Below are 12,866 nucleotides of genomic sequence, written 5' to 3' on the forward strand. Positions count from 1 at the left end.
GACCATGGGCCGTCGCCCATCCTGCCCAGCGCGGCCGTGCGTCACCCTCGCATTCCGTACGGCCGTCCGAAACGCCCGGCTCCGAGGTCTGCGTTCTAAGGTCTGCGCACGGCTTCCGCAACTCGAAGGGGCGTCGTTCCGTGGGCGGAGGGGTACACAAAACCCCGGCCGCTCGGGCGGCCGGGGTCTGTGTGCAATCCGATGTCGTGGCTCACGAACCCGTGGGCACGGAGTCAGTCGCCTCCGTCCACAGATCCTGCTCGGCGCGATCCGCCTGGATCTGGCGGTACACGAGGAGCCCGCCGATGGCGGCCAGTGCGACCAGGAGAAGCTTCTTCACCGCGCGACCTCGTCTTTCCTTGACGTAGGGGACCTCTGGCGCCCGACTATACACACCGGTCGATATCAATCGGTGACCTGCGTCGGGTGCTCAACTGCCGTCCGGCGCAACCCAGTAGAACCGGACGCCACCGCTCCGATCGGAGGGTGATCACACCCCGACAGACGGTGACCATTCGCCCCTTTTCTCGGCTTTCCTCACTTACCAAGCTTCCTGCACCCATTCGAGTGCAGTTCATCTGAAGATCGACGCGCCACGGGCGTCGGTCCATGACTTCGCAGCCCCTATACACATCATGAGGAAAGTACGCAAATCGCCCAACCTGAAAGTGAGGGGCCATGACCAGGAACAAGGTCATGAACCTGTGGACCGCCATCGTCACCGCATTCCTCGCGCTGTGCACGGCGCTCGGGTTCGTCACCAACACCGCCGCCGCGGCCGTAGCGCACACCGAGACGAGCCGCAGGACCGACGGCGACGACAACAACCGCAGCGCCGAGCTGCCGGTGCCGGCGATGCCCCACTGGGCCTGGTCCTACGCCAGAGCCCTGCCCCCCACGATGAAGCAGCGCATCCGCGCCGAGGCGCACGGAAAGACCCCCAGCTGCAGACACCGGCCGCTCACGGAGACGGAAGCCGCAGCGTCCGCGTCGACCACCCGCGAATGCGCCGAGGAAGACGCTCCGGACCGGCCACTCGTCCCGCATCAACGCTGAACCCGGGCCCGCCCCCGGCTGTAGCCCTTCTGTTCCACCCGCCGTCACAGCGAGCTTGCGTACACGGCACCGCTCATGACGACAGCCCCTTCAGCAGTACGGCGTGCTCCGCCCCGACGCCACCCCCGCCTCATCCCGGCTCGACGATGTGCCGGAGATAGGCCCACGGGTCGTTGAGGTACCGCCGCCAATGATCGACGAGTTCCAGATCCCGCCAGTCGGCGGGACGCATTCCGTGGTCACCCACCTCGATGATCTCGGCGCCCGGCAGCGCCGTCAGCACAGGTGAGTGCGTCGCGCAGACGATCTGTGCGCCAGAGCGCCCCAGTTCATGCAGCAGCCCCACCAGTTGAAGACAGGAAGCGAAGGACAGCGCGGCCTCGGGCTCGTCCAGCACGTACAGCCCAGGCTCCTGAAACCGCTCCCGGAAGGCCATCAGAAAGCCCTCGCCGTGGCTCATCTCCTCCGCGGCCCCGGACAGCCTTCCCGTCTTCTGCTCCCGGCCCAGCGCGTCCAGCGCCGTCTCCGCCCGCAGGAAGAATCCTCTGCGGCGCGTCCGAGGCCCGCGCAGCATGCGGCGGCCGGCTGCCGTCGCCTCGAACCGTATGCGCCCGCCCAGGGCCGACGGCTCCCGCCAAGTCCCGTACTTGTAGCCCGCGGAGCCGCCCCAGGAGTCCAGGCCGAAGCCCTCCGCCAGCGCCTCGACCAGGGTCGACTTGCCCGAGCCGTTCTCCCCCACCAGGAATGTGACCGGCGCGGTGAATCTCAGGCCGTCGTCCAGCAGCTGCCGCACACACGGCACCGACCACGGCCACTGGCCGCCTTCCGCGCGCTCTCCCTCGGTGGCATGCGCGTATGCCCGTTCGACGATCATGCCGTCAGGCTCTCATCCGGCACTGACAGCCGGACATGTGAAAGACCCCCAGCCCTGTGGACTGGGGGTCTTTTCGCTGGTGGGGCTAACAGGATTTGAACCTGTGGCCTCATCCTTATCAGGGATGCGCTCTAACCAACTGAGCTATAGCCCCGCCGCGCTCTGCGGTATGTGTCCCGCGCGCTGACTCCTGAAGATTAGCGCACGACCGGGGCAGTCCCAAAATCGGTTGTCGGAGGACCGTCAGCCGCGGTTTAGCGGCAGGTCACTCGTCCTCCGCGAGCGTCAGCTCGACGCCGCCCACGAAACCGGCGGAGAGGTTGTAGATGAACGCGCCGAGTGTCGCCAGCGCCGTCGCGAGGACGACGTCGATGACCGCGATGATCGATGTGAACATCAGCACATGCGGCAGCGACAGGAACGACTGCAGGTCAAAGCCGTTCGACTCGTTCGAGCCGGTCGCCTCGGAGATGGTGCCGCCGACCGTCGAGAAGACACCCATCGCGTCCATGACCATCCACAGCACAGCCGACGCGACGATCGTGCAGATGCCCAGCGCGATGGAGAGCAGGAAGCTGACCTTCATCACCGACCACGGATCGGCCTTGGCCACGCGCAGCCGCGCCTTGCGGGTGCGCGGGGTCGTACGCGCCCCTGTGCGGGGCCGGCGTACCGCGCTGCCCGGAGCGGGCGTCTGGTAGGCCTGCGGCGGGTGGTAGGGCCCGGCGGCCTGCTGCTGGCGCTCCCCGGGCAGCGGGGAGGCCGGCGCCGCCGGGGTGCCCGCGGGCTGGGGCTGCGGCTGAGCGCCCGCGCCGGCCGCGTACTGCTGGGTCACGGTTCCCCCCTGGGATCCGGGTGCGTCGGGCGAGGAAGTGCCCTTCGCCGGCGACTTGATCGCTTTCAGCTGGGTGGTGTGCGGATCCGTCGCGGGCGTGGCGGAGCCACGGCCACCGCCGTCCGTCTGCGAACCGGCCGTAGAACCGGTCGAGGTACCGGACGATCCGGCGCCCGTGGCTCCGCTCACGATGACTCTCTCCTCGTGCTACTCGGCCGAGGGTGCGTCCTCGTCCGTGCCGATGGTCGTGGCGGCCCCCTCGGCGGTCTCGTCGACGACCACGTCGCCGTCGACTTCCTCCGCCTCGCGTCCCGCCTCGGCGTTGCGTGCGATACCCACGACGGCATCGCGCTTGCCCAGGTTGATCAGTTGGACGCCCATCGTGTCACGGCCCGTCTCCCTGATCTCGTTGACTCGCGTACGAATCACACCGCCGCCCAACGTGATGGCGAGGATCTCGTCGGTCTCCTCGACCACCAGCGCGCCGACGAGGGAGCCACGGTCCTCGACGATCTTGGCGGCCTTGATACCGAGGCCGCCGCGACCCTGGACGCGGTACTCGTCGACGGCGGTCCGCTTCGCGTACCCACCGTCGGTGGCAGTGAACACGAACGTACCGGTTCGAACAACATTCATCGAGAGCAGCTCGTCTCCCTCACGGAAGCTCATGCCCTTGACACCCGAGGTGGCGCGGCCCATGGGGCGCAGCGACTCGTCCGTCGCGGTGAACCTGATCGACTGCGCCTTCTTGCTGATCAGAAGCAGATCGTCGTCGGACGAAACGAGCTCGGCGCCGATCAGTTCGTCATCGGAACCGTCCTCCATCTCACGGAGGTTGATCGCGATGACACCGCCGGAACGCGGCGAATCGTAATCCTTCAGAGGCGTCTTCTTCACCAGACCGGCCTTGGTGGCGAGCACGAGGTAGGGAGCCGCCTCGTAGTCGCGGATCGCGAGAATCTCGGCGATCGCCTCGTCCGGCTGGAAGGCCAGCAGGTTGGCGACATGCTGCCCGCGCGCGTCACGGCCGGCGTCCGGAAGCTCGTACGCCTTCGCCCGGTACACCCGGCCCTTGTTGGTGAAGAACAGCAGCCAGTGGTGGGTGGTCGAGACGAAGAAGTGGTCGACGATGTCGTCTTCCTTCAGCTTCGTGCCGCGTACGCCCTTGCCGCCGCGCTTCTGCGCCCGGTAGTCGTCCGTCTTGGTGCGCTTGACATAGCCGCCGCGCGAGACGGTGACGACGATGTCCTCCTCGGCGATCAGGTCCTCGATGGACATGTCGCCGTCGTAGGGCACCAGCATGGTCTTGCGGTCGTCGCCGTACTTCTCGACGATCGCCGCCAGCTCCTCGCTGACGATGCCGCGCTGGCGGACCGGCGAGGCGAGGATCTGGTTGTACTCGGTGATCTTCGCCTGGAGCTCGTCGTGCTCTTGGATGATCTTCTGGCGCTCGAGGGCGGCCAGTCGGCGCAGCTGCATCTCGAGGATGGCGTTGGCCTGGATCTCGTCGATCTCCAGGAGCTCCATCAGGCCCGTACGCGCGATCTCGACGGTGTCGCTGGCCCGGATCAGGGCGATGACCTCGTCGATGGCGTCCAGGGCCTTCAGCAGGCCGCGCAGGATGTGCGCGCGCTCCTCGGCCTTGCGCAGCCGGAAGCGCGTACGGCGGACGATGACCTCGATCTGGTGCGTCACCCAGTGGCGGATGAACGCGTCCAGGGAGAGCGTGCGCGGGACGCCGTCGACGAGCGCCAGCATGTTGGCGCCGAAGTTCGTCTGCAGGTCCGTGTGCTTGTAGAGGTTGTTCAGTACGACCTTGGCGACCGCGTCCCGCTTGAGGACGATGACCAGGCGCTGGCCGGTGCGGGACGACGTCTCGTCGCGGACGTCCGCGATGCCGCCGATCTTGCCGTCCTTCACCAGGTCGGCGATCTTCTGCGCGAGGTTGTCCGGGTTGACCTGGTAGGGCAGCTCCGTGACCACCAGGCACTGGCGGTTCTGGATCTCCTCGACCTCGACGACGGCGCGCATGGTGATGGAGCCGCGGCCGGTGCGGTACGCCTCCTCGATGCCCTTACGGCCCACCACAAGGGCGCCCGTCGGGAAGTCGGGGCCCTTGATGCGCTCGATGAGGGCGTCCAGGAGCTCCTCGTGCGAGGCCTCCGGGTTCTCCAGGCACCACTGGGCGCCGGCCGCGACCTCACGCAGGTTGTGCGGCGGGATGTTGGTCGCCATGCCGACCGCGATCCCGGCGGAGCCGTTGATCAGCAGGTTCGGGAAGCGGGCCGGCAGGACGGTCGGCTCCTGGGAGCGGCCGTCGTAGTTGTCCGTGAAGTCGACGGTGTCCTCGTCGATGTCACGGACCATCTCCATCGACAGCGGCGCCATCTTGCACTCGGTGTAGCGCATGGCCGCCGCCGGGTCGTTGCCCGGCGAGCCGAAGTTGCCGTTGGAGTCGACGAGCGGCATGCGCATCGACCACGGCTGGGCGAGACGGACCAGGGCGTCGTAGATCGAGGAGTCGCCGTGGGGGTGGTAGTTGCCCATGACGTCGCCGACCACGCGCGCGCACTTGTAGAAGCCGCGCTCGGGGCGGTAGCCGCCGTCGTACATGGCGTACAGGACGCGGCGGTGGACGGGCTTGAGGCCGTCGCGGACGTCCGGCAGCGCGCGGGACACGATGACGGACATCGCGTAGTCCAGGTACGAGCGCTGCATCTCGGTCTCGAGCCCGACGGGCTCGACACGCAGGATCTGTCCCTCGTCAGGCGTGACGGGAGTGTTCTCGTCGGTCATTGCTGGTGAAAGTCCTTCCTGGTGCGGTCAGCTGAGACCGACTCAGATGTCGAGGAAGCGGACGTCCTTGGCGTTGCGCTGGATGAACTGGCGGCGGGCCTCGACGTCCTCACCCATGAGGACCGAGAACAGGTCGTCGGCCTGGGCGGCGTCGTCGAGGGTGACCTGGCCGAGGACGCGGTGCTCCTGGTCCATGGTCGTGATGCGCAGCTCCTCGGCGTTCATCTCGCCGAGACCCTTGAAGCGCTGGATCGAGTCCTCGCGGACCCGCTTGCCGCGCTGGCGGCCCATCTCCAGGAGGGCGTCGCGCTCACGGTCGGAGTAGGCGTACTCGACCTCGTCCCGACCCCACTTGATCTTGTACAGCGGGGGACGCGACAGGAACACGTGCCCGGCCTCGACCAGCGGCCGCATGAAGCGGAACAGGAAGGTCAGCAGCAGGGTGTTGATGTGCTGGCCGTCGACGTCGGCGTCCGCCATCAGGATGATCTTGTGATAGCGGAGCTTCTCGATGTCGAAGTCCTCGTGCACGCCCGTGCCGAAGGCCGAGATCAGCGCCTGGATCTCCTGGTTCTGCAGGATCTTGTCGATCCGCGCCTTCTCGACGTTGAGGATCTTTCCTCGGATCGGGAGGATCGCCTGGTACTGCGGGTTGCGGCCGGACTTGGCCGAGCCGCCGGCGGAGTCACCCTCGACGATGAAGATCTCGCACTTGGTGGGGTCGTTCGACTGGCAGTCGGAGAGCTTGCCCGGCAGGGACGCCGACTCCAGCAGGCCCTTGCGGCGGGTCAGGTCGCGGGCCTTGCGGGCCGCCACGCGCGCGGTGGCCGCCTGGATGCCCTTGCGGACGATGTCCGCGGCCTCGACCGGGTTGCGGTCCAGCCAGTCGTTGAGGTGCTCGTAGACCGCCTTCTGCACAAAGGTCTTGGCCTCCGTGTTGCCCAGCTTGGTCTTCGTCTGGCCCTCGAACTGCGGCTCGCTCAGCTTCACCGAGATGATCGCCGTCAGACCCTCGCGGATGTCGTCACCCGTGAGGTTGTCGTCCTTCTCGCGCAGCAGCTTCTTGTCGCGCGCGTACTTGTTGATCAGGTTGGTGAGCGCCGCGCGGAAGCCCTCCTCGTGCGTGCCGCCCTCATGCGTGTGGATGATGTTGGCGAAGGAGTACACGCCCTCGCTGTAACCGCTGTTCCACTGCATGGCGACTTCGAGGGAGAGGGCCTTGTCCTTGTCCTCGGCCTCGAGGTCGATCACCGACGGGTGCACCACATCGCCCTTGCGGGAGTTGAGGTACTTCACGAAGTCGACGATGCCGCCTTCGTAGTGGTACGTGACCGTCTTGACCTCGGCGGTCTCGTCCGCGCCGGCCTCGTCCGCGCCGGACGTGGCCTTCGCCGACTCGCGCTCATCAGTGAGTTTGATCGTCAAACCCTTGTTGAGGAACGCCATCTCCTGGAAGCGCCGCGAGAGCGTCTCGAAGGAGTAGTCGGTGGTCTCGAAGATGTCGCTGTCGGCCCAGAAGGTGACCGACGTACCCGTCTCCTCGGTGGCCTCGTGCTGAGCCAGCGGGGCCGTGGGGACGCCCATCTTGTAGTCCTGCGTCCAGCGGTGGCCGTCGGTCCTGACCTCGACGGCGACCTTCGAGGACAGCGCGTTCACGACGGACACACCCACGCCGTGCAGACCACCGGAGACCGCGTAGCCGCCGCCGCCGAACTTGCCGCCCGCGTGCAGCACGGTCAGCACGACCTCGAGCGCCGGCTTGTTCTCGGAGGGGACGATGCCCACCGGGATGCCACGGCCGTTGTCGACGACGCGCACGCCGCCGTCGGCGAGGATCGTGACCTCGATGGTGTCCGCGTGACCGGCCAGCGCCTCGTCGACGGAGTTGTCCACCACCTCGTACACGAGGTGGTGCAGTCCGCGCTCGCCGGTCGAACCGATGTACATACCGGGTCGCTTGCGAACCGCGTCCAGACCCTCGAGGACGGTGATGGCACTCGCGTCGTAGGACGCCGTGACTGAGGCCTCGGCGACTCCGGCCGTGGCCTCGGTGGACGGGATGTTCTCGTTGGGGTTGCCGGAATCGGCCACGAAGCGCCCTTTCTGGCACAGCACGAGCCGGGCTCGTCGGCAGGTTGCCGGAGCGGCTGCGGCATGTTGCGTTGGTAAGCCTTGATCAGCGTTGCTCAGCGTTTCCCGGCGGTCCCCACGATTGGGGCGGGATTAGCCTCCAGTCTACCGGTAGCGCCGACAGTGATGGGGGTTTGCCGGTACCTGAGTCCGCATGTGCCGCCCTGAACCCGCCTCCGCCGACTCCCGATATGCGGATGGGGGCTCAAAGAGGCTCACAGAGCCACTCAGCGCTTCCGGCCGTCAACCCTTGGCTACTTCGGAGTCAGGTCGTGACGCGCGCCCGCGCGTGGGGGTACGTCGCGGTGGCCGCCGGCCGCGTTTCGTGACCGCCGACGACTGCTGATGTGATGTCGGTCACCTGGGGCCGACGGGGCTGTGGAGACCGCTGTGACGACCGCTCAAGGGCCTGCCTACCCGTAGGTGTCACCGGGGCCCGTGCTGCCAGGAGCGCGCAACGGGCCGTAGCGGCGCGCCGGACCACCGGGACCGTGCACCTTGATCTGCTTCACCGCACCATGCCCGAGGTCCTCGTTGAGCCGGGCGACCAGCGTCGGCGCGAGCAGCCGCAGGTTCGTCGCCCAGGCCGTCGAGTCACAGCGCACCACCAGGACCCGCTCGTCCTCGTCGTACTTCTCCGGCACACAGTGCTTGGCGACATCCTCACCGACGATCTGCGGCCAGCGGCCCATCACACCGCCCACCGCGGCCGGAGTCTCCCAGCCCCGCTCCGTGATCAAGCGGTTGATGGCAGCGCCCAGCGCCAGGGGGTCACGCCCGTCGGCCCGTGCGCCGGAGCGCAGACCGCCCCCGCGCCGCGCCTGCTTCTTCTGCCACGCCGCGTCGCCACGCGCGCGTGCCTGCTCCTTGGCCGCCCTGAGCGCCACGCGCGCGAGATCGACGCCAGAGGGCTCCTGAGCCTTCTTGGGGGCCTCGGGGACGTTCCCGGACGGTTCCTCGCTCATACGCGCTCCACCGTCCCCTCGGACACCGCATACCGCGCCCCCGCCAGCACATGGGGCACGTCGTCGTCGACCGCGGCCGTCACCAGGACCTGCTCGCCCGGCGCAACCAGCTCGGCCAGCCGCTCACGCCGCCTGGTGTCCAGCTCGGCGAACACATCGTCGAGGACCAGCACCGGCTCATTGCCCTCGGCCCGCAGCAGGTCGTACGACGCCAGGCGCAGCGCCAGCGCGTACGACCAGGACTCGCCGTGCGAGGCATAGCCCTTGGCGGGCAACTGACCGAGTTTGAGAAGCAAATCGTCCCTATGGGGCCCTACGAGCGTGACACCCCGCTCGATCTCCTGCTTACGCGCCTCGGCGAGCGCCGCCATCAACTGCTCGAAGAGATCCTCACGCGTGTGCGCCTCACCCGGAGCCGACGGCTTGTAGTCCAGCGCGACGGGACCACCGCCGGGCGCCAGCTGCTCGTACGCCTTGTCGGCCAGCGGCTGGATCGTCGCGATCAGATCGAGGCGCTGAGCGAGCAACTCGGCGCCCACACGGGCGAGATGCTGGTCCCAGACATCGAGTGTGGACAGATCCATCGAGCGCCCGCCATGCCTACGGGCCAGCGCGGCCGACTTCAGCAAGGTGTTGCGCTGCTTGAGGACACGCTCGTAGTCGGAGCGCACGCCCGCCATGCGCGGGGAGCGGGCGGTGATCAGCTCGTCGAGGAAACGGCGCCGCTCACCGGGATCGCCCTTGACCAGCGCGAGATCCTCCGGCGCGAACAGCACGGTCCGGACGATGCCGAGCACATCACGGGGTCTGACCTGCGAGGACCTGTTGATCCTGGCCCGGTTCGACTTGCCCGGGTTCAGCTCCAGCTCAACCAGCTGCTGCCGGTCGCCCTGACGCACCTGCGCCCTGATGACCGCCCGGTCGGCGCCCATGCGCACCAGCGGGGCATCGGAGGCGACACGGTGGCTGCCGAGAGTGGCGAGATAGCCGACGGCCTCGACGAGGTTCGTCTTGCCCTGGCCATTGGGTCCGACGAAAGCGGTGACGCCCGCATCGAGCGGGACCTCGACCCTGGCGTACGAGCGGAAGTCGGCCAGCGACAGATGCGTGACGTGCATGGTCGTTCGCCGACCTCCCCCAACATGTGGTTGAACCGTCCCCAGTTGTGGACAACCGGGCCACCCCCCGAGGGTGCCAGGCCGGCATCCCCCAGGGTGTGGAAACTTCTCCGTGCTCCTCCTGGCCTACTTCTTCTCGACCGCGTGGCCGCCGAACTGGTTCCGCAGCGCCGCGATCATCTTCATCTGCGGCGAGTCGTCCTGGCGGGACGCGAACCGCGCGAACAGCGACGCGGTGATCGCCGGCAGCGGCACCGCGTGATCGATGGCGGCCTCCACAGTCCAGCGTCCCTCACCGGAGTCCTGTGCAAAACCCTTGAGCCTGTCCAGGTGCTCGTCCTCGTCGAGGGCGTTCACCGCGAGGTCCAGCAGCCAGGAGCGGATCACCGTGCCCTCCTGCCAGGAGCGGAACACCTCCCGGACGTCGGTCACGGAGTCGACCTTCTCCAGCAGCTCCCAGCCCTCGGCATAGGCCTGCATCATCGCGTACTCGATGCCGTTGTGGACCATCTTCGCGAAGTGCCCCGCGCCCACCTTCCCGGCGTGCACCGCACCGAGATCGCCCTCCGGCTTCAGGGCGTCGAAGAACGGCTGCACCTTGGCGACATGCTCCGCGTCACCGCCGTACATCAGCGCATAGCCGTTCTCCAGGCCCCAGACACCTCCGGAGACGCCGCAGTCGACGAAACCTATGCCCTTGGCCGCCAGCTGCTCCGCGTGCTTCTCGTCGTCCGTCCAGCGGGAGTTGCCACCGTCCACCACGACATCACCGGGCTCCAGGAGCTGCGCCAGCTCATCGATGGTCGCCTGGGTCGGGGCACCGGCCGGGACCATCACCCACACCACGCGCGGGCCCGGGAGCTTGCCCACCAGCTCTTCCAGGCTCTGGACATCCGCGAGGTCCGCGTTGCGGTCGTATCCGACGACGGTGTGGCCCGCGCGGCGGATCCGCTCGCGCATGTTGCCGCCCATCTTGCCGAGGCCGACGAGACCGAGCTCCATCAGTTGTGTTCCTTAGGTTGCTGTGGCGTGAGAGGCACCTTCGTACCCATGTCCGAGCCTAAACCCGGACGCACGCGCACATCTGTGGGCATACGCGCTCAGACGCACGCCCTCACCTGGGGTTTCCCCACAGACCGGGACCGACTTCTCCACGGCCTGTGGACAACCGTCGGCCGCTCAGCCGCTGAGACGCACCGGCATGATCAGGTACTTGTAGGCCTCGTCCGCCTCGGCGTCCAGCGCCGGCTTGCCGCTCAGCAGCGCGGGCTTGGTGGACGTCGTGAACGACAGCTGGGCCACCGGGGAGTCGATGGCGCTCAGGCCGTCCAGCAGGAACGTCGGGTTGAAGGCGATCGAGATGTCGTCGCCGTCCAGCTGCGCGTCGACCCGCTCCACAGCCTGTGCGTCGTCGCTGGAACCGGCCTCCAGGATCAGCACGCCCTGCTCGAAGCTGAGGCGCACCGGGGTGTTCCGCTCGGCGACCAGCGCCACACGCTTGACGGCCTCCACGAAGGGGGCGGTCTCGATCACGGCGACCGAGTTGAACTCCGTCGGGAACAGCGTGCGGTACTTCGGGAGGTCGCCCTCCAGCAGGCGCGTCGTCGTACGGCGACCGGCGCCCTCGAAACCGATCAGACCCTCGCCGGCACCCGAGCCCGAAAGCGCAAGCGTGACGCTGTCGCCGCTGGTCAGCGCCTTGGCGGTGTCCAGGAGCGTCTTGGCGGGGACCAGGGCGACCGCGGAGGCCTCCGGGTTCTCCGGCTTCCACAGGAACTCGCGGACCGCGAAGCGGTAGCGGTCGGTGGAGGCCAGGGTGACGGTGTCGCCCTCGATCTCGATGCGCACACCGGTCAGCACGGGCAGCGTGTCGTCACGGCCGGCGGCGATGGCGACCTGGGAGGCCGCGGAAGCGAAGACCTCACCGGGAACGGTGCCCGTGGCGGTCGGCATCTGCGGCAGGGCCGGGTACTCCTCCACAGGCAGGGTGTGGAGTGTGAATCGCGAGGAGCCGCAGACCACGGTCGCCCGTACACCGTCTGTGGAGATCTCCACCGGGCGGTTGGGCAGAGCGCGGCAGATGTCGGCGAGCAGCCGGCCGGAGACGAGGACCGTGCCCTCCTCCTCGACCTCGGCCTCGACGCTGACGCGAGCGGAGACCTCGTAGTCGAAGCTCGACAGGCTCAGCTGACCGTCCTCGGCCTTCAGCAGGAGGCCGGCGAGGACAGGCGCCGGCGGACGGGCCGGGAGGCTGCGCGCCGCCCAGGCCACGGCCTCCGCGAGTACGTCGCGTTCCACCCGGATCTTCACTGTTGCCGCCTCCTGCTGTTGCCGGCGCTTCTCGGCCTGCCTGGCTTCGTCGTCTGTGTCGGTGTCGTCGGCCCCAGTGAGGGGAAGGACACCGGGAACAGTCTGACGCACCCCACTGACAGTAGGTGCCTCTCGGGGTCAAGTCGTGACGAGGGGCAGCCGGGAGCCGGACAGCGAGTTGTGCACAGGACCCACTTCGAAACGAATTCCCAGCTCTCTCTAGTTGGGAGTAGTAGTAGGGCCTGTGGATACCGTGGATAACCACGTTTTCCCAGCTCAGAGCAGAGATTTTGTCCACGGACCCTGTGGGCGACGGCGGTGGACAACTGAGCACTTCTGTGGAGAACGGAAAGTTCTGCACACCCCATGCACAGCCTGGGGCGAGTTCTCCCCAGCGCCGTCCCCAGCTTTGCCCATCTTTCCCACAGGCCAACCCGGCATCTTTGTGTGACGCCTTTCACTCGACCCGGTGAGGAGGCGCGTCGTGTTGCCGAACAGTGGACAGCGATGTGGAGAAGCTGGTGATCGCTGGGGACAACTGGCCTCAGCCTGTGGGTTGTCGGTGGACAACTTCATGCACAGCCTGTGGATCTTCTGACTGTCCACAGGCTGTGGAGATCCTTCGTCCACGAATCCACATGCTGATGACCTGGTCTGATCGTCTTTCAACAGGGACCCCTGTGGACACAGTCTGGACAACTTTCCAGTCCCCAGGGTGTGGACGGGAAAAACTCACCGAATCTGTGGAGAGTGGCCGTAACGCGGCAAGTATTCGAACAGCC

Annotated in this window: 10 protein-coding genes and 1 tRNA gene; 1 reads left to right on the forward strand and 10 read right to left on the reverse strand. The window is 67.5% G+C overall.

Features of this window, described 5'->3' with window-relative positions:
- Positions 1 to 211 precede the first annotated feature (211 nt).
- Positions 212 to 340, reverse strand: coding sequence for a DLW-39 family protein (locus IE325_RS18280; protein WP_003999697.1), 129 nt, complete (start codon positions 338 to 340; stop codon positions 212 to 214).
- Between the two features lie 338 nt (positions 341 to 678).
- Here IE325_RS18280 and IE325_RS18285 point away from each other — a divergent pair, with 338 nt between their 5' ends.
- Positions 679 to 1,056: a DUF6344 domain-containing protein gene (locus tag IE325_RS18285; protein WP_190071011.1), complete on the forward strand. Its 378-nt coding sequence runs from the start codon at positions 679 to 681 to the stop codon at positions 1,054 to 1,056.
- 130 nt (positions 1,057 to 1,186) lie between these two features.
- Here IE325_RS18285 and IE325_RS18290 read toward each other — a convergent pair whose 3' ends face one another.
- The 9 genes from IE325_RS18290 to dnaN all read right to left on the reverse strand — a co-directional run bounded on the left by IE325_RS18290 (position 1,187) and on the right by dnaN (position 12,084).
- Positions 1,187 to 1,930 carry an AAA family ATPase gene (locus IE325_RS18290; protein WP_190071012.1) on the reverse strand — a complete coding sequence of 248 codons (744 nt, stop codon included), beginning with the start codon at positions 1,928 to 1,930 and terminating at the stop codon, positions 1,187 to 1,189.
- A gap of 77 nt (positions 1,931 to 2,007) precedes the next feature.
- A tRNA-Ile gene (locus IE325_RS18295) sits at positions 2,008 to 2,084 on the reverse strand.
- 111 nt (positions 2,085 to 2,195) lie between these two features.
- On the reverse strand, positions 2,196 to 2,954 hold the full coding sequence (locus tag IE325_RS18300) for a DUF3566 domain-containing protein (protein ID WP_190071013.1): 759 nt from the start codon (positions 2,952 to 2,954) through the stop codon (positions 2,196 to 2,198).
- An 18-nt stretch (positions 2,955 to 2,972) separates the two neighbouring features.
- A complete protein-coding gene (gyrA, locus tag IE325_RS18305) occupies positions 2,973 to 5,561 on the reverse strand; it encodes a DNA gyrase subunit A (protein WP_190071014.1) in 2,589 nt (862 codons plus the stop codon).
- Between the two features lie 42 nt (positions 5,562 to 5,603).
- A complete protein-coding gene (gyrB, locus tag IE325_RS18310) occupies positions 5,604 to 7,676 on the reverse strand; it encodes a DNA topoisomerase (ATP-hydrolyzing) subunit B (RefSeq protein WP_190071015.1) in 2,073 nt (690 codons plus the stop codon).
- 428 nt (positions 7,677 to 8,104) lie between these two features.
- Positions 8,105 to 8,656, reverse strand: a complete 552-nt coding sequence (locus IE325_RS18315) for a DciA family protein (RefSeq protein ID WP_190071016.1) — start codon at positions 8,654 to 8,656, stop codon at positions 8,105 to 8,107.
- Positions 8,653 to 9,774, reverse strand: a complete 1,122-nt coding sequence (recF, locus tag IE325_RS18320) for a DNA replication/repair protein RecF (RefSeq protein WP_190071017.1) — start codon at positions 9,772 to 9,774, stop codon at positions 8,653 to 8,655. Before recF ends, IE325_RS18315 begins: the two co-directional genes overlap by 4 nt.
- Positions 9,775 to 9,900: 126 nt before the next feature.
- Positions 9,901 to 10,776: a phosphogluconate dehydrogenase (NAD(+)-dependent, decarboxylating) gene (gene gnd, locus IE325_RS18325; RefSeq protein WP_190071018.1), complete on the reverse strand. Its 876-nt coding sequence runs from the start codon at positions 10,774 to 10,776 to the stop codon at positions 9,901 to 9,903.
- Between the two features lie 177 nt (positions 10,777 to 10,953).
- Positions 10,954 to 12,084, reverse strand: coding sequence for a DNA polymerase III subunit beta (gene dnaN, locus IE325_RS18330; protein ID WP_190071244.1), 1,131 nt, complete (start codon positions 12,082 to 12,084; stop codon positions 10,954 to 10,956).
- Positions 12,085 to 12,866: the final 782 nt, after the last annotated feature.

It is taken from the genome of Streptomyces lanatus (genome assembly GCF_014655715.1).
Classification (GTDB): Bacteria; Actinomycetota; Actinomycetes; order Streptomycetales; family Streptomycetaceae; genus Streptomyces; species Streptomyces lanatus.